The sequence below is a fragment of the Arthrobacter sp. ZGTC131 genome (assembly GCF_002929275.1).
Lineage (GTDB): Bacteria > Actinomycetota > Actinomycetes > Actinomycetales > Micrococcaceae > Arthrobacter.
Genome location: NZ_PJIK01000007.1, coordinates 67,263 through 83,919 on the forward strand (window position 1 = coordinate 67,263; position 16,657 = coordinate 83,919).

Consider the following 16,657-nt stretch of genomic DNA (forward strand, 5'->3'; position numbering starts at 1 on the left):
GTGTCCTCAGGCTCGACGCGAGCGTGCTCGCAGGTAGAGAGCTCCGCCTGAGACGACGACCAGCACGGCACCCACGATGACGACCACCGCAGTCGGCCACATCCCCTCGGAAGCCTCATTAGCAGGTGATGCATCCTGGCCGCTGTCGGCGGCAGGCGTGCCGGCAGCGGGTAAACCTGTGGCAGGCGCACCGGTCTCGGGATACGGTACCGGCAGCGGCGTAGCCGGCAGTTGGCTGCCAAGCACTTGGTTGACCGGACGACCGTCCTCGAACCAGAACACGACAGGACGGAACTCGTTGTTGTGGCTCCTGCCGATGTACCCGACCGCTTCGACCCGCTCTCCGTCGGCGAGTGGGCGGTCAAGGCCCCATCTGCCTGTGTAGCTCGGCGGCGCGATGACGACCTCCAGTTCTTCATGGGAACCGCTGTAGGACGGAGCCACGTTGAGCGGGCCGCTGTCCTCCGGAGCCTGCAGCTGCTCTGGCACAGCCAGTTCGGGGGTATCAGCGGGGAGACCACTGTCGAGGGTCACGTTGAAGTAAGAGTGAGGTTCGCCCCAGCGAACCTCCGAGACGGTGCCCGAAATGTAGTAGAGGCGGTCAGTGTCGAAGTCGGCGAACCCATGGTGCGCCTGCGCAGCGCTCACGGGGAACACGACGAGCATTATCGAAGCGAAAAGGGACGCCGCCAATCTAACGCGACGACCGCGGGCGCGGGTCTCTGCTGCGGCGCCCGTGATCGGGGGAAGATCGAGCCGGTCCGTTCCAACGGTTCGCATTTGTGGATGTTCCTTCGGTTAGTGGGGGCGATGTCGATAGTGACGGCTTCGCCGTCGAGCAGTTCAGTCTGTTCGAGGTTGTTGGTCGAGTTAGTCTTGGTCAGGGCGTTTGAAAGGGTATTCCGCCTCGGAGTCGTAGAAGAGGCCGATGTTCCCCCACGGCATGTACGAGAACAGATCGCCCTTCTGAAGGTTTAGTTCCTCGGCTCCGTGTAGTCGAATAGGAGCATTTCCCTTGTTCGAGTGAATACCATCCGCCTGCGATGAGGGAGACCCCGCCGATGGGGGTACTGGCAGTGCCTCTCAGCCACGCGCGCCCGGGAAACGCAACCACCCGCCAGGCGGGAGGTCGCCGTCAGGCCCCGAAGGTGTCATTGCCAGCCATGAATTGCTACTCCCGCTGATGCCTGTTGATCTCGCCCAGGGCCGCGGCGTCAGAGCGCGCTGGCAGCACGGAAATGATGGCCAGTCTCCCGGAGCGACGGATCCGCGGTTGACCTTGCCCGACCCGCTCCTCTGCACCGCACGCCTGCCTGCTCTAGCGAGGCCAGGAGCACGTCCAGTGGACACACTAGAACCGCTCGGAGCATTCCGGGCGCCAATTCGCTGTATGGGCCGGTCCGTTTAGCCGACGGACGTGATGACCGTGTCAAGGCTCCGCAGCGGCCCCCAGACGCCGTCTTCGCTGTTGGCCACGATTGCGAGGGTGACTTCCTGGGTGGGGTAGTAGCGGACGACGGCGCTGGCACCGACGTTGATGCCTTCCTTGTAGATGGACCGGACCGTTCCGTCTGAGGTGAGTTCGACGGCGGGACCGAGGGCGTAGTGCAGCTCGGCCAGTGCGCCCGGCGCCGGGTCCGTCATTTTGTGGTGCAGCGCGTGCGGTGAGAGAAAGGCGTTGGTGGAGGCCGGGGAGAGCAGGTCGCCTTCCCGTACTGCTGTGAGGAATCGAGTGAGGTCAGCTGCTGTGGCGTGGGCGCCGCCGTCGGGAGAACCGATGGGCGGGTAGGAGTAGATATTCTGGCGCCAGCCCTTGACGGGGCCGCCCCCTTCGTCCCGGACGGGCTCCCAGCCCTCCGCCACGTCGGGCTCTGCCTCGCGCATGTCGAAGAATCCTGCCGTCTCCATATTGGCCTTGCCAAAGACATCGCGGACTACGACGTGTCGGTAGCTCTCGCCGGTGACCCGTTCTATCGCGAGGCCGCATAGGATGTAGCCCACGTTGCAGTATCTGCAGCCGTGCCCGGGCTGAAAGAGGGCGGGCTTGTGCACGAACTGCGGCAGAAAGTCCGCTGTTTGGGTGACGGAGTAGGACGGGCGGTCCACCCAGAGGGCCTCGTAGGACTCGCCGGCTTCCTCGTCCGCGTCGTCAGCAATGCCGGCTGTGTGGCTTAGCAGGTGCCGCAGTGTCACGGCAGGGGAAATAGCGGTCTCGGTCAGGTCCACATAGGCGTGGATGGACTCATTGAGGCGGAGAGCTCCCGCATCAACCTGTTGAAGGACCGCGACGGCGGTGAAGAGCTTGGTGACTGACGCCACGTCGAAGCGTGTTCGTGCTGTCACGGGCACCTTCCAGCGTCGGCTGGCCAACCCGTGCGCGGACTCCATAAGGACCTCGTCCCCACGCTCCACCCTGACGACACCTGAGAAATTGTCAGCGGCAGAAAGGGCAGCGATTTCCGTATTGGCCGCAAGTAAAGCTTCGCTCAAAGAGGGTGTCATCCGTCCATCCTTTCCGCAGGCGATCATGTCATCGGGGGAGTGTATTTCTGACAGGTTACTGGACGCAGTTTGAGCGTCCGCTGCGGTATCGACGCCAACAACGAGGGGTACGCCAGGGCGGCATCAGCCGGTCGGCCCGGATTTCGTCAGGCGGGAGCGTCCTGACTGGAACTGTGTGCTTCGTCGTCGTTCGATGCCCCGCCCGTGGGCATACCCTGCTGCTGGTTCTGGTCGGGGGTGGCCACCCAGACGGTCCGGGTGGCGCGGCGTTCCAGCTCGATATCGTCGGGGCGCCGTTCCAGCAGGTTTTCCACGGAGTCGCGGTCGTCCGCGGTCAGGGCAGGCAAGTGCGAGAAGCGGGCAAACCACTGCCGGGCGTACTCGCATGCAGCCGGGTTCGAGGGTGCGGTTGTCGTCACCTCGGACTGGATGACGGTGAACCCGGCGGCCTCGATGACCGGCGTCCAATTAGGATGGTGGTTCCACAACCCGGCCGCCGCAGCGGCGTGGAAGCGCTGCTCCGGCAGCGCTTCGCGCGGACGGCTGAGGAAGCGGGGCAGGGCGGCGAGCTCGACCCCGCCCGGCGCCAGTGCCCGGCGGATCCCCGACAGGAGCCGGGCTGGGTGGGTGACGTGGTGTAGCGAGGAGAATGCCCACACCAAGTCCACCGGCGCATCGGCCGCTGGATCCGCCGTGAACAAGGAGCCCGCAAGCGCGGGGAACCCGTCGTCGAGGTCGGCCGCCACCACGGCAAAGCCCTGCTCGCGCAGCAGCCTGAGCATCTGAGGGTCGTTGTCGACGCACGTCACCGCGGCGTCGGGGTACCGCTCGCGCAGCAGCCGGCTACCTGCGCCGGTGCCGGCGCCGAGGTCAACGACTGTGCGCAGATGGCACGCCGGTCAAGTCCAAAACGGCTGCAAGATTGTCGCCGAACACCTCGGCATCGAGGTCGAGGATGCGGTGCTGGTCATAACTGCCATATCGCTGGTGGTCTTGGTGGTCGTTGTCCCGCGTCGGGTGGGGCTGGTGATCCATGCTGGTTACCTTTCTTCTATGGCCGCAGGGGCCATGTTGGTGGCTGTCTGCCCATCATCAAGACCATGGCGTCGGTGACCCTGGATGAACTTAGAGACGGTTGCTTCCGAGGCGGCCGAGAAGGGGCCGAAGCGCCCCTCAACGGCCCACCGTGTTTCCTCTTCAATTAGATCGGCGTTGATCCTGGCGCCGGCCATGACACCCTCGGCCGCCGCGGTGATCACTTGGGCCACTAAGTTGGAGACATTGCCCGCTGCGTACACACCTTGGACGGCCGTCGCGCCGCCCATAGCGTCGGTCTCGATAAAGCGTCCGGCCCCCGAAGGGTGCACCTGAGTACTTAGCCCGAGTGATTCCAGAAGCGTGGATCTGGCCTCCATCCGTGTTCCGACAGCCAGGGCCTGTAGGTCGAACGAGGAGCCCTGGCGGAGCGTGAGCCCCGTGAGGACATCATCTACAGCGTCAACAGAGGCCACGGCGCCGTCGACGACCGTTACGGATCGGGCGGCGAGCTTGTCCCACTCCTCGTCGGTGGGTGCCACGGTGTCATTGAGGAAAAGGGTGATATCCCGGGACCACTGCCTGAACAACAGTGCCTGATGGACTGACAGCGGGCCGGTCCCCAGTACTCCAATCCGCTTCCCACGAATTTCCCAGCCATGGCAGTAGGGGCAGTGCACAACGCCCTTTCCCCATTGCTCCCGCAGCCCGTCAATGGGGGGCAGCCCGTCCGTCAAACCGGTGGTGACGAGGAGGCGTCGGCCGGAAAACCGGCGGGCATCGCCGAGGATCACCTCGAATCCATCGGGGGTCCGCCGTGCCGAAACGGCTTCCCCGTCAATGACCATCCCTCGGTACGAGCGCACTTCGCTGCGTCCGATGGACAGGAGTTCCCCGGGGCTCACACCGTCTCTTGAAAGATAACCGTGTACACCTGCCGCAGGTGCGTTACGGGGAGTTCCGGAATCGATGACCAGCACCGAGCGCAGCGCCCGGCCCAGCGTCGTGGCCGCGCTGAGTCCCGCCGCGCCGCCGCCAACAATTACAACGTCATACCGTGAGGGGTCCATACTCATTCGTCCTTACTCTCGTCCTGAAAGTTTGCCGCCAGCGCCCTGGGCGGTTAAACCACCTTCCAGCGCAACAAGGACTTTTGGCAAACCATGTTGCTGTTATGGCAAACTGGAGGCATGGCAAATGAGCTCAATGACGTTCTCGGGGCGGTCGGTCCCCGGCTTCGGGCACTCCGCACGGAACGGGACCTCACCCTCGGAGAAGTGTCTTCCGCATCCGGAGTCTCAGTTAGCACCCTGTCCCGCCTGGAATCCGGCCAACGCAGGCCAAACCTAGAGATCCTGCTGCCCCTCGCGAGGTTGTACGGTGTTCCCCTCGATGATCTGGTCGGCGCGCCGCCCACCGGGGATCCAAGAATCCATCTGCGGCCCATAACCCATGGCGGCATGACGGCTGTTCCTCTCACTCGCCGCCCAGGCGGATTGCAGGCGTTCAAGATGGTGCTCGCCGGTGACGCCCGCGGGGCCGAGCCCGACCCGCGCGTTCACGAAGGCTACGAATGGCTTTACATCCTCAACGGACGGCTGCGCCTGGTGCTGGGCGACAAAGACTTTGAACTCCGCCCGGGCGAAGCCGCGGAATTCGACACCCACACACCACACTGGTTCGCCAGCGCGGACGGAAAGCCCGTCGAGTTCATTAGCCTGTTTGGACAGCAGGGCGAGCGGATGCACGTACGCGCCCGGCCGAAGCCCTCATAGCCGAAGAAGTCCAAGATCTGTGGCCGCCAGTAAGAGTACGTAGTCCCGGTGGATGCACATCGGTTCCGACCGGAAGGCTCCTGGCGCGGAATGCAGAACAGCCGCACCCGGCTTGGGGAGTGGGGCTGTGGCTGGCTGCCTGGTTTCTTAGCGACGGTGATGGCGCCGTGCCGACCCCCGCATTGTGGACCCGCTCGAGGAAAACGCCATCAACTATGTTATTCATTTGCCATGAGGACCTACGCAAAGATGAAGAAGCAAGAGGCCGCCGCGGCACTACAGGAGTTCCTCGAAGAGCGACCGCACGCGCTGGAGAATCTAACCCGATATCTAGCCGAACACTCTGACGATACCGTCAACCTCGACGGGACAGTAGAAAGCCTCACGCCAATCTGGCGCTGGGTCAAATCGGTGCTCACGGAGCGGACGACGGAAACCCCTGAGTCTGACGCCTCGACCAGCCCCACATGGCTCCGTTACGGCATTGGCATAGAGCCGACGCTGTCGCCCGAGTCAATTGCCATCATCGATGGCGTTATTTCCTACCTGTGCCGGGTCGTGGAGCAAGGAGCCCCCGGAGCGCAATGGCGAGTCGGACACCACCGGATCAAGGCCTATATGTGGCAGAACCACGCAATGCTCGTCCACAACAGCGAGGAGGTTCCACTGGTTGACCTCGTGCCAGGCCTTGCCCGAGGACAGGCCAGCGGGCGGCTTCCCTCAGATGACGACAAGCTGGCTCGCATAGCCGCGGCGGTCATCAAACGACTGAACGGTACCGATGAGGAGACAGTCGCTGAGGACGAACCTCTTATCGAGGTCGAGGACCTGGGTGAAGACGCGCTCCGCGGGCGTGAGCTTGAGGTGTCCTTGCGGGAGGACATCGCCCACGAGTACTCCCGGGAAGTGGACCGGCTGGTCAAAACCCTCGCGAAGGAGGACGGGATCACCGCTGCTTTCCGTGAAGACCGCGAAGTACTCCTTGTCACCACACCCAGCTGGAACACCGCACAGCTTCAAGAATGGGTCACCCGCTATATCGATGAAAATATCCACAACTTAAAACGCTGATACCGGGAACACCGTCCGCCTGCCACGCAATTTTCTGCCTCAGCCAGACAGGGCCTGGCCTTCCAGACTTGGGTGGAAGTAGTCGCGTGGGTGCAGAGACGGGCTGTTCCCTGCAGTCGAGCGGTGCGGAGCGTGTCGGCGACGTCTTCAAACGTGATGGTTGACATGGGTCCCTCAATTTCTGTGCGGCCAGACCGCACCGTGGCGTTATCTGCCGCGTGCGGTGGCTGGGGTAGATCTCGCGACGCCGCTGCGGTAGGTTGAGCGCAGTTATCAGCGTCGCCGGGGAGTCAACCGTGACCAGTAGCAGGCCCAAGAGCAATCGGCATATCCCGTCCCGCCTCCTCATCGCGTGCGGCATCGCAACCGTAGCTGCATTGGCGTTCACCGCGTGCACGTCGACGCCTGTGCAGGCCCCGGTGTCGTCCACTGCACTGCCGTCGGGGGCCACCTCAACTAACGGCACGACGACTGGAGAAAGTACAGGTTCGGCGACTCTGCGCGGACTGGACAAAGCCAGGGTCCAAGAGACTTTCCAGACCCTTGCCAAGGAGCTGCTCGTACCGGGAGCGGCGATGATGCTACGCACCACTCAAGGCGACATCAACCTCACGTACGGCGTGACGAGCGCCGGAGGGACAACATCTGTCTCACTCGACGACCACATCCGCATCGGCTCCATCACGAAGACGTGGACCGGGACCGTCATCCTGCAGCTCGTGCAGGAAGGAAAACTCAAGCTTGAGGATCCCGTTTCGAAATACCGCTCAGACGTACCCAACGGCGACAACATCACCATCGAGCAACTCCTGACCATGCGCAGCGGAATCTACAACTACTCGGAGTCGTACGAGCTCAGCAAGGCCCTCGATACCACGCCACAACGGGTCTGGACGCCTGAGGAACTCGTGGCCATCGCCCTTCCGCTGCCCGTCTATTTCGGCCCCGGCGAAGGCTTTCACTATTCGAACACCAACACGGTTCTGCTGGGGCTCATAGCCGAGAAGCTGGATGGCAAGGACTTCGGCCAGATCGTGGGCGACCGGATCTTGGGACCACTCGGCCTGAAGCAAACATCCTTTCCGGCGTCGGACTCTTCGGGCCTTCCGGAGCCTTTCTCCCGCGGCTACATGTACATGGACAACCTCCTCACCCTTGCCACGACCAAGCTTCCGGCCGACTTGATCGCCAAGGCGCAGGACGGCTCATTGAAACCGAATGACTATACAGACGCCAACCCTTCTTGGACGTGGGCCGCTGGGCAGGGCGTCTCCACGGCGGGTGACCTCATTACCATGGCCGAGGGCCTTACTGATGGCAAGCTGCTCAACCCGGACCTTCAAAAGAAGCGGATGGACAGCCTTGTACCGGTCGACGCGGACAACCCAGGCGCGGCGCTGTATGGCATGGCACTGGCCCAGTTCGGCCCGCTCTACGGACACACCGGCGAACTCCCCGGCTACAACACCTTCATGGGCAGGGATCCGCAGAACAAAGTGACCTTGGTCGTATGGACCAACCTTGCCCCGGCACCAGACGGACGGGACCCGGCGTCGACCATCGCCAAGGCCATTATCGGGGACCTCTACGGCGCAGCGCCTTCAGTGCCAGCCACGCGGTCAACGTCAGAACCGGCGACGCCAGACGGATGACCATTAGGCCTAGAGGAGTCTGACACGAGGGACTTCAGATGTCTGGCTTCATCAAGGTTGGGGAACCAACAGAGGCCGCGGGGTCAAACTAGGCGCCAAGTCGAACAGCTCATCTTCGGGAATGACTGAGCGCGGTGGGGCTTGAACTTCTGTCCTCACACAGCGTTGCTCGGGCCATAGCTGCCGCCCGCGAGAAGGCTTCCTGCAGCAGTTCTCTGTTGGGTTGGCCCGTGGCTGCATCCGTGTTGTTATAGGCGAGCGGACTCGGGTGGGGCGCCGCAATAGCGGGGAGCCTCTTGAGCTCAGGAGCGGCCTGGAGCAGCAGCTGGGACCAAGCCGTTTGCGCCTGTTTACCCAGAAGGAGAACCACCTTTGGACAGGACTCCAGCAATTCCATGAGCTCGGCCAGCAGGGGAGCGGCCCGGCGTGCTTCAGCAGCCAAAGTCCGTGGTGGAAAGGCTGGGTTTGCCACCCACCAGGGCACGACATTCCAGTGCAGGGACCCGGAGTACGGGAGACCACCGGCTTCGGCAGCAAGTGTGGTGTTGTGTGCCGTTGGATCGTTGTTGTCCCGGCTGATGAATCCTGAACCGAGTTGTGCTTCTCCGGATGGGTCCTGGAGCATAACCAGAACGTCGGCCCCCCGCGTCGCCGCCCGTGGGTCGAAATAGGGGACGCTTTCCTTGGTCGAAACCCTGACCTTATCGACCCATCTGTTCAGCGGCCCAACAACGCCTTCGTATCTGATGTCTAGCCGATGCTGAAGGACGTGGGGAAGGTGATGCCGGCTAAGCAAGGTCCCGGCTTCGTACGCGTGCTTATTCCAAATGACCTTGGACCTGTCCGTCACTCTGCCTGCCGTTCTCTCAAAGCTTCAGCTGCGTGTTTGCGTCAGGGGATGCGGCGGCCACTGGAACGGCTGAGGAAGAACAGCAACACGGCCCCAATCAACAGGAGAGGTGCCACCCACAGCAGGAACTCGGTTGCTTTCACCGTGGCGCCGACGATTAGGAAAAGCACCGCTGCGGCGGCCATGATCACCATGATCTTTTTCATCGCTGTCACCAGTCCTGACGCACTGAGCTGAACCCTTGCGGGATGAGCGACTATACATCCGGTCTGAAAGGTGCGCAAGAAATTGAGGAAGAACGCATTTGGTTATCTTCAACAGATTACTTGCCGACCGGAGTGATGAGGTGTATTTCCACACCTGACCGCCTGCCGGGACACGGACGGCCGAGGCCCTGGGATCCGTGGAGTGCCGGAATCCCGCAGAGCGGGAAAGATGCTCAGTCGATCGGGCCTACACGGCCTGTGGTCAGCTGCGGGGGCGGGCAGCCGGGTCCATCGCAAGCAGCGCCGTTGCGGCCGTGATGCCATAGGCGAGATGCGGGAGAATGTCGCTGGCCCAATCGGTGCGGGACCAGGTGCGGGGATCGGTGACCCCGAGGGCGGTCATGGGTCCGTTGCCCACTACCAGCGCGCCTGCCGTAGCGGTCAGGAAGGTGCCCAGCAGGCCGGGCCGGTATCCGGCAGCGCGGGCCAGTCCCAGGGCGGCGCCGAGGCCCGTTCCGGCCATGATACCGAGCAAGGGGCCCAGGCCGGCCAGGCGGTTTCCGCGCTCATCCTCGCTGCCGGGGATCGCAATGCCGGCCAGGTCAACCACCTTCTGCACGGTAGTTTCGGGTGTGGTGCTCGCGGGCCGTGCCCGCCAGGCCATGTCCAAATAGGCGATGGCGTTCAAAGCGGAAGTGCCGGCAGCTCCGGCAGCGGCCCCGGCAGCCAAAGCCCCCAGCGGAGTCAAAGGGACCGCTGCCTGTCTCGCTATGTTGTTCCGGCTCATGAATCCTCCCCGCCGGTCAGGATCGGTCCCTGACCCAGCCGTCCCTGTCTTCATGTGCCATCGTGCTCCCGGAAGGGCAGGAGGGCAAGGGGATTGCCGGGCTGGCGCCTGGGTCCGACGCTCGGATGCTCCTTGAGGTTCATGGGCTAGTCTCGGGCCATGAGCCATATGGGGGAAGAGCAGTTGTGGTGGGATAAGTTGTCGGGGCGTACGCGGGCGACGCTCTTGGCCGACCCGAGGGGCAAGGTCCCTGCGGAGTTGGTCCCCGAGGTTGTGGCCGCCGGTGGGCTTGTAACCGGCGCCTACTGGGTCGGCGTCGAAAGGACGGTGGACGGGTTGGAGCTCCCGGAGAGCTACCGGACATTTGTCGAGCGCCTGGCTCTTGGCATTCCGGGGCTCTGAACCACCCGAATCGGCTGACCGGGCGAAGCTTCCGGCGCCCCTGTCTGGCCGGGGATCGTGGCCGGGGAGCTGGGACGCGCGTAGAATTTAGGTAGGCCGGTGGCGGTATATGAGCCGCATGTGTCCCCCATGCCTGCTGGCTCATCCCAGCCCGCCGCCGGCCCTGGTTCGTCCGCCCGCGTACCGGCTTGGCTAGGCAGCCCGTGCGGATGTGAGCAGCCCCAACATGTGCGGATACCGGTCCCTTGCATCCCCGTCCGGGGCTCACGTGGCCGGGGGAGTGGCGGTACTTTTCGCATTCGACGGCACGTGGGACTATCGCCTTATGAGCGTGAAAAGGGTCAAGGATGCCCCGTTGCCCGTCAGAGCTTCACCCGTGGAGGGCCGGCCGGACCACGGACCGTACGTGGGATCTCCCTCGACGCAGTTGCTGCGGACCGTGGGACGGCGCCGGCGTGATGCCGAGGCGAAGCTGGAGCACCATTTGGAAGAAGCCCGGCACAAAAAGGCGCCCCACGATTAGCCAAGCGCCTGCAGGAGAGACAGACATCCGCCAGCGTACCGAGGACTTCACGCAGCACCAGATCCGTACGGACGCGTGATCGCCTCGAGGAAATGCCCGTCAGGATCCGCGAAGTAGACGCCACGTCCGCCGTCGTTGCGGTTGATCTGCTGCGGGCGGGACCGTCCCGGGTCCGCCCAGTACGGGATGCCCTGGGCCTGGATCCTTGCGAAGATTCCGTCGAAGTCCTCCTCGCTGACCAGGAAGGCGTAGTGCTGCGGCGAGACGGGCCCGTCCGCCGTGGCGAAATCGAGGGCCACTCCGTGGTCGAGGGGGACGGTCATGAAAGACCACATGGCTTGGGGTTTAGGCAGTCCGAGCACGTTGGCCAGGAACTCCGCCGAACGGCGCTTGTCCGTTGCGTAGACGATGGTGTGGTTGAAAGTGACCGTCATGGTGACCTCCTCGGGTGTTTTGTCCGCGACCATCTAGGTCAGCGCACGAACGCGCGACTAGCGTGCAGATCCATCAGGCCTTGGCGACCGGCAGCACCAGCATGTAGCCGGTCGGCAGATTGCTGCTCCAGCGTCGCGGCTCGCGGACGACAAACTGCGTCGCCAACTGCTCGGGGGTGAGCAGGGCGTTGGGCGCGGGGGACGGCCCCCACCGCTGGTCGCCGTACGGGTAGAGCGGATCTTGGACGCGGACGCCGGTGACCGAGAACTTCGGGAACTGGTCGGGATCGCCGAGTGACGCGAAGCCGCTCATCACCCATACGTGGCGACCGCGCCACATGACCAGCCCGACCGGGCGGCCTGTGTCGGCGATGGCGCGCGCCGCGGTCCGCAGCGCTTCCTTGTAGTCGGCGATGCTGACGACGGTGTACGGCCCCATCCCGACCTCGTTCAGCACCTTCGCCCAACCTAAGGGGTTCGCACCATTGAACGAGTTGGACGAACGTGCCCGGGCCATCTCCCACAGCTCGCCCTGCTGAACGCGATCGGCCCACGTGCCGGTCCCCTTGTCGTCGATGAGGTTGTGCATGATCTGGATGCTCGCGGCCACACACCAGTCAAAGGTGTACTGCGGCACGAAGTCCCCCTCCCGGTAAAGGTTGAGGGCGAACGCCCGGGGCACCGGGGCCGGCTTGGGAACCGATGTCGGGGTGGGGGACGGGGTCCGGTGAGGAGCGGGGATGTCATCGCGTGCGGCTGGCGGGGCCGAGGAGGTCTGGATCGGCCGATCGGTAGTGGCCTCATCGAGTCTGAGCGCGGGCGTGCAGCCCGAGAGGAGGGTCGCCAAGATGACGAACCACGCCAGAATACGGAGCGGGGCACCGATCATGATCGAACCAGTTTATCGCGACGCGGCGGGAATGCGCCGTACAAAAAATGTCACCCATGAGCCTGAAGGTCACCAGTGGCTGGAATGCTTATGTTTTCGGACTTCCCAGTGTTTGCAAAGACCTGAATGCGGCTCGAGTCCACCTCGGACACTGTCTCGACACAAGCGAACGCACCATTGAAGCAGACTTCACAGCACAGCCGAGATAAGGCCGCGTTCGAGTACCGGCGGGTATCGCACCCTATACGGGTGGTGAGTGCACAGCCACAGAAGCGCGCTCAATTGCGGGGCACGCGATTTTCACGGCGGAGTCATTCGGTGCCTCGTCCAGGCCCAACAGCATCCGCACTCCTGCCGCACCGAGTTCGTAGTGGGGCAGCGACACTGTGGACAGCGGCGGCCGAAGGTGAGCGGCGATGACTTCCTGGTTGTCGAAACCCACGACGGCAATGTCATCCGGGATGGAGAGTCCATGTTCCCGCAGGCCGTCGTAAAGTCCCATGGCCATACGGTCGTTGTAGCAGTACACGGCTGTGACGTTGCGCTTGAGCAGTTCAGCGGTAGCGCCGTAACCGCCTTCCTGATCCGGATAGGCTTCCATCACCAAGTCCGGGTCGAACGGAATTCCGGCAGCCTCCAAGGCATCTTGATAGCCCTGTAGCCGTCCATCCTTGGCAGGTGCCGGGATGGTGGCGTTGATGAAAGCAATGCGCCGGTGGCCGCCGCGGAGCAGGATTTCCGTCGCGGACTGCCCGCCCTGTGCTTCGTCGGGTACGACAGCACGGGCCGCCCCGGGCTCCGGCGAGAAGCAGTTGACGAGGACGAAGTCCGCTTCGCGCAAGGTGTCCGGGAGATCTGTGGGGCGGTGAAACCATGTTGAGTACAGGATGCCGCGGACTTTGTATTCCAGCATCATCGCGATCGCGTCCCTTTCAAGATCGCGGTTGCCTTCGGTATTGGCGATCAGCAGGGCGTACCCGTGTTTCCAGGCTTCGTCCTGTGCTCCGTGGATGATCTGGCCGGCGAACGGGGTGGTGGCAACACCATCGGCAACCAGCCCGATGAAACGTGAGGTGCCGCTGACCAGGGTCTTTGCCATCGCGTTGGGACGGTAGCCCAGCTGCAAGATCGCATCATTGACGCGTTGACGGGTCTCATCTGCAATCCGGGCATTCTTCTTCTTGTTGATCACCAGGGAGACCGTGGCGGTGGAGACACCTGCCGCTTCAGCAACTTCACGGAGGGTAACCGGACGGGCTCGGCCCACTCTTGCAGGCGCTTCGGCGGTTGCCGCGTTGCCTGAATCTTTCTCCTGCGAAATCATCCGTCCTCCATCAGGAGTATATCCGTCGGCCATGGCCGTCATCCCTTCGTCGCCCCGCTTTCCAAACCCTGAATCATTGCCTTATTCAGCACAAGGAAGACCAGGAGCAGCGGCGTGACGGTGACGCAGACCGCGGCGAACGTGGCAGTCCAATCCACCTTGCCCATGGCACCGATGTAATTCTGCAGGCCCAGGGGAATGGTCTTCAGCTCCTCGGAGAGGACAAATGTATTGGCGAAGATGAAGTCATTCCAGATAAAAATGCTGTTGACCAGGACCACGGTGACCACCGTGTTCAGCGACAACGGCAGGGTGATCAGCCCGAAGATCCTGTACGGGCCGGCACCATCGAGGGAAGCGGCCTCGTAGGTTTCCCGGGGGATGTACTCGAAGAACGACGAGAACAGGTAGACGGACATCGGCAGCGCAAAACCGGCCAAGGGGATGATCATGGACTGGTAGGTGTCCAACAAATTCACGGTGGAGTAATCGATGAACAGTGGCACCAAGGCGATCTGGACGGGAACGATGATTCCGATCAGGAACAGTCCGCGGACGAACCTGCTCATGCGGAAGCCGAGGACCTGGATAGCGTAGGCGGCCATCATGCCAAACAGGACAATGAGAATGTTGGCGCCCATGGTGACAATGAAACTGTTCAGGATGTTCCGCCCCAGGTCACCCGTTTCGAAGGCCCGCGTGTAGTTCTCCCACGTCAGCGAGCTCGGCAGGGCAAACGGGTCGCCCGTCGCGAAGTCCTGTTCGGTGCGCAGGCTGGTCAGGAACAGCCAGGCGAGCGGGTAGACCTGAACGATCACAATGAGCATTATCAGGACGCGAGACAGTGTCCGGTGCAGGTTGGGCTTTCGCCGGCGCCGCTTGATGGAAGGCGTGGGGTGAACGGTGGTTGGTGGTGTGGCGGGGGCTGTCTGGGTGATCATGAGTCTGCCTTCCGCTTGAGCATGAACAGGATGAGGCCGACGGCGACGAGGCACTCGATCACGATAAACACGGAGATGGTGCTGGCGTACCCGAAGTCCGTGCTGGTGAATGCTGTTTTGTACATGTAGGTGGTCAGCAGTTCGGAGGATTGTCCGGGGCCGCCGTTGGTCATGAGGTAGGGGATGTCGAACCCCCGCAGGCCATAGGTGGTGGCCATGATCGTGGTGGTTATCCACACGGGTCGGATGTAAGGGAAGCGGATCTTGGTGAAAAGCGTCCACTTCGAGGCACCGTCCAGGACGGCGGCTTCTTCAAGTTCTTTGGGTACGGCGATCAGTGCAGCGTAGATGATGAGCATGTACAGCCCGGTGAACCGCCAACCCTCGGGGGCGGAAACCGCGGCAAGCACGGTGCTTACATCGGAGAGCCAGGCGCGTTCGAAGCTGCCGAGCCCGATCCAGTGCAGCACCTGGTTCAGCAGCCCGACCGGGTCGATCGAGTAGACGCGTACGAAGAGAAATGCGATCGCCACCGTCGAGATCACGGCGGGCAGCAGGTAGAGGGTTTTGATGAGCTCCCGGCCCCGGCGCAGGGACGTGAGCAGGCTGGCCACAACCAGAGCGCCGCCGAGCTGCAGGACCAGGCAGATGGCCAGGTAGATGAGGGCGTTGAAGAATGAGCGCCAGAAAATGTCATCGGCGGTGAGCATCCGGACGTAGTTTTCGAGCCCGACAAACTCCATGTCACTGATGCCGTTCCAGGAGAAGAAGCTCAGGAACAACGATTGAAGGATCGGGAAGAGTACGGCTGCGCAGTAGAGCAGCAACGGCGGGAGCAGGAAGACCAGGACTGAGGTCCTTGACCTGTTGGGAAGCATGGCGAGGCCTTTCGGGCGGGAGGCCTCGCGGCCCCCCGCCGTTACCGGTTTACTTAAAGAACTTAGGGGCGTTCTGCTTGATGGTGGCGTCCATCGTCTTGGTGAACTGTTCAGGCGTGATGTTGCCCTGGACCAGGAGTACGAGCTCCTGTTGCAGCCTGCCGTTAGTGGTGGGGTCCAGCTGGGTGTCCCACGGCATGGCTTGCTTGTCTCCGAGGTCGTTGGCAGCGTCCAAGGCCTTCTTGTACAGCGGCGTAGCGTTGGCAGGGATCGTGGTCTGCACGTTCGTCGTAGGGGACAGGGCGCCGGTGGCCGCGTATTCGGCCGGGTACTTCTCCAACGCGAACTTCAGGAAGTCGCTCACGAGAGGATCGTAGGTCTTTGAGTTCACCGCCATGCCGATGCCGGAGGGGGAGACGAACTCGTTGGCCGACGTCACCGAACCATCAGTGGCGGGGAGTGTGAAGAAGTCGATGTCGTCCCGGACCGCAGCGTTGAGTTTGCCGGTGGCGAGGCTAGGAAGTTCCCACGTGCCGATGTTGTACATCGCGGCCTGTCCTGAGGTGAACTGGTTTTGCGCGTCCGAGTAACCCTGGGCAGAGAAGCCATCCTGGAAGCACTTGGCCTTGCCGAGTCCGGCCATCCATTCCACGGTCTTTTGTCCGGCCGGATCAGTGAATTTGGCTTCGCCCTTCTTCAGCTTTTGGACGAAGTCCGGTCCGGCTTCACGAAATGGCTGGTACGCGACGTAGCGTTCCAGCGGCCACTGGTCCTGTCCATCAAGGGCGATCGGGGTGATCCCGGCATCGCGGAGCGCCGTGCACATGGCAGGGATGTCATCGAGGGACTTCGGCACGGATACGCCGGCCTTTTCCAGCAGTGCCTTGTTGTACCAGATGAATTCCAGTTCGAACTGGAAGGGGATCATGTACAGGGAGCCGTCGTCGAAGCGCTGGTAATCCAACGCACCGGGCCGGTAGTCATCGTAGATATCCAGGGACTTCAACAGCTTCTCGGCGTCGACCATCTTGCCCTGTTTTGCCAGCTGCTGGGCGAACGGGGTGGCGTCCGTGTCGAAGAGCTCAGGAAGCTTGTTGGCCGCTGCCAAAGTCTCCAGCTTTTGGATGTAGGAGGGGCGGTCGGGAGTGGTGATGAGGTTCAGTGCGAAGCCCGGGTGGTCCTTGGCGTAATCATCGGCGAGCTTCTTCATGATGTTGATGACAGCGCCGTCGGCGGGCCGGGAGAGCAGCCACGATATCTCTCGGGGTTTGATCTCTCCGGTCGGGCTGACGTTGGCAGGGTCGCCGGAGCCCCCTCCGCCGCCGCAGGCTGTCAAAGCCAAGGCAGCGACGGCTGCGGCGGCGGCAGCACGTAATAGTTTTTTCATT

The 16,657-nt window shown here is 62.9% G+C and carries 18 protein-coding genes; 4 read left to right on the forward strand and 14 right to left on the reverse strand.

Going from position 1 to position 16,657, the window contains the following annotated elements:
- Positions 1–6 precede the first annotated feature (6 nt).
- The 5 genes from CXQ90_RS10630 to CXQ90_RS10645 all read right to left on the reverse strand — a co-directional run bounded on the left by CXQ90_RS10630 (position 7) and on the right by CXQ90_RS10645 (position 4,607).
- Positions 7–780, reverse strand: coding sequence for a DUF6152 family protein (locus CXQ90_RS10630; protein ID WP_181038518.1), 774 nt, complete (start codon positions 778–780; stop codon positions 7–9).
- Positions 781–1,404: 624 nt separating this feature from the next.
- On the reverse strand, positions 1,405–2,490 hold the full coding sequence (locus tag CXQ90_RS10635) for a serine hydrolase (protein WP_258064494.1): 1,086 nt from the start codon (positions 2,488–2,490) through the stop codon (positions 1,405–1,407).
- 158 nt (positions 2,491–2,648) lie between these two features.
- Complete coding sequence (locus CXQ90_RS10640) at positions 2,649–3,389, reverse strand: trans-aconitate 2-methyltransferase (protein ID WP_104139018.1); 741 nt, start codon at positions 3,387–3,389, stop codon at positions 2,649–2,651.
- Entirely contained in the window at positions 3,373–3,537 is a 165-nt protein-coding gene (locus CXQ90_RS22370) for a hypothetical protein (protein WP_181038519.1), read from the reverse strand. Before CXQ90_RS22370 ends, CXQ90_RS10640 begins: the two co-directional genes overlap by 17 nt.
- A gap of 5 nt (positions 3,538–3,542) precedes the next feature.
- Positions 3,543–4,607: an NAD(P)/FAD-dependent oxidoreductase gene (locus tag CXQ90_RS10645; RefSeq protein WP_104139019.1), complete on the reverse strand. Its 1,065-nt coding sequence runs from the start codon at positions 4,605–4,607 to the stop codon at positions 3,543–3,545.
- A gap of 120 nt (positions 4,608–4,727) precedes the next feature.
- On the opposite strand from CXQ90_RS10645, the gene CXQ90_RS10650 reads away from it, so the two are divergent.
- The 3 genes from CXQ90_RS10650 to CXQ90_RS10660 all read left to right on the forward strand — a co-directional run bounded on the left by CXQ90_RS10650 (position 4,728) and on the right by CXQ90_RS10660 (position 8,035).
- Positions 4,728–5,312: a helix-turn-helix domain-containing protein gene (locus CXQ90_RS10650; protein ID WP_205652318.1), complete on the forward strand. Its 585-nt coding sequence runs from the start codon at positions 4,728–4,730 to the stop codon at positions 5,310–5,312.
- 231 nt (positions 5,313–5,543) lie between these two features.
- Positions 5,544–6,383, forward strand: a complete 840-nt coding sequence (locus tag CXQ90_RS10655; protein ID WP_104139022.1) for a hypothetical protein — start codon at positions 5,544–5,546, stop codon at positions 6,381–6,383.
- Positions 6,384–6,679: 296 nt separating this feature from the next.
- Positions 6,680–8,035 carry a serine hydrolase gene (locus tag CXQ90_RS10660; protein WP_258064481.1) on the forward strand — a complete coding sequence of 452 codons (1,356 nt, stop codon included), beginning with the start codon at positions 6,680–6,682 and terminating at the stop codon, positions 8,033–8,035.
- A gap of 109 nt (positions 8,036–8,144) precedes the next feature.
- Here the strand turns inward: CXQ90_RS10660 and CXQ90_RS23205 are convergent, their stop codons facing one another.
- From CXQ90_RS23205 to CXQ90_RS10670, 3 genes are all read right to left on the reverse strand, one after another.
- Positions 8,145–8,660 (reverse strand): uracil-DNA glycosylase family protein, encoded by a 516-nt coding sequence (locus tag CXQ90_RS23205; RefSeq protein ID WP_146068886.1) that lies wholly within the window; start codon positions 8,658–8,660, stop codon positions 8,145–8,147.
- A 266-nt stretch (positions 8,661–8,926) separates the two neighbouring features.
- Positions 8,927–9,091 carry a hypothetical protein gene (locus tag CXQ90_RS22375; RefSeq protein WP_181038520.1) on the reverse strand — a complete coding sequence of 55 codons (165 nt, stop codon included), beginning with the start codon at positions 9,089–9,091 and terminating at the stop codon, positions 8,927–8,929.
- Between the two features lie 262 nt (positions 9,092–9,353).
- The gene (locus CXQ90_RS10670; protein ID WP_104139027.1) at positions 9,354–9,878 is read right to left on the reverse strand and encodes a hypothetical protein; all 525 of its coding nucleotides are present in this window, start codon (positions 9,876–9,878) and stop codon (positions 9,354–9,356) included.
- A 159-nt stretch (positions 9,879–10,037) separates the two neighbouring features.
- Here CXQ90_RS10670 and CXQ90_RS10675 point away from each other — a divergent pair, with 159 nt between their 5' ends.
- On the forward strand, positions 10,038–10,280 hold the full coding sequence (locus tag CXQ90_RS10675) for a hypothetical protein (protein ID WP_104139028.1): 243 nt from the start codon (positions 10,038–10,040) through the stop codon (positions 10,278–10,280).
- A gap of 570 nt (positions 10,281–10,850) precedes the next feature.
- Here CXQ90_RS10675 and CXQ90_RS10685 read toward each other — a convergent pair.
- From CXQ90_RS10685 to CXQ90_RS10710, 6 genes are all read right to left on the reverse strand, one after another.
- On the reverse strand, positions 10,851–11,237 hold the full coding sequence (locus CXQ90_RS10685) for a VOC family protein (RefSeq protein ID WP_104139198.1): 387 nt from the start codon (positions 11,235–11,237) through the stop codon (positions 10,851–10,853).
- Positions 11,238–11,310: 73 nt separating this feature from the next.
- Positions 11,311–12,126 (reverse strand): hypothetical protein, encoded by an 816-nt coding sequence (locus CXQ90_RS10690; protein WP_104139031.1) that lies wholly within the window; start codon positions 12,124–12,126, stop codon positions 11,311–11,313.
- Positions 12,127–12,367: 241 nt separating this feature from the next.
- Positions 12,368–13,450: a LacI family DNA-binding transcriptional regulator gene (locus CXQ90_RS10695; protein WP_181038521.1), complete on the reverse strand. Its 1,083-nt coding sequence runs from the start codon at positions 13,448–13,450 to the stop codon at positions 12,368–12,370.
- A gap of 38 nt (positions 13,451–13,488) precedes the next feature.
- Positions 13,489–14,391 carry a carbohydrate ABC transporter permease gene (locus CXQ90_RS10700; protein ID WP_104139033.1) on the reverse strand — a complete coding sequence of 301 codons (903 nt, stop codon included), beginning with the start codon at positions 14,389–14,391 and terminating at the stop codon, positions 13,489–13,491.
- Positions 14,388–15,269: a carbohydrate ABC transporter permease gene (locus tag CXQ90_RS10705; protein ID WP_104139034.1), complete on the reverse strand. Its 882-nt coding sequence runs from the start codon at positions 15,267–15,269 to the stop codon at positions 14,388–14,390. The genes CXQ90_RS10700 and CXQ90_RS10705 overlap by 4 nt, the downstream gene beginning before the upstream one ends.
- 49 nt (positions 15,270–15,318) lie before the next feature.
- Complete coding sequence (locus CXQ90_RS10710) at positions 15,319–16,656, reverse strand: ABC transporter substrate-binding protein (protein WP_104139036.1); 1,338 nt, start codon at positions 16,654–16,656, stop codon at positions 15,319–15,321.
- Between the last annotated feature and the right edge of the window lies 1 nt (position 16,657).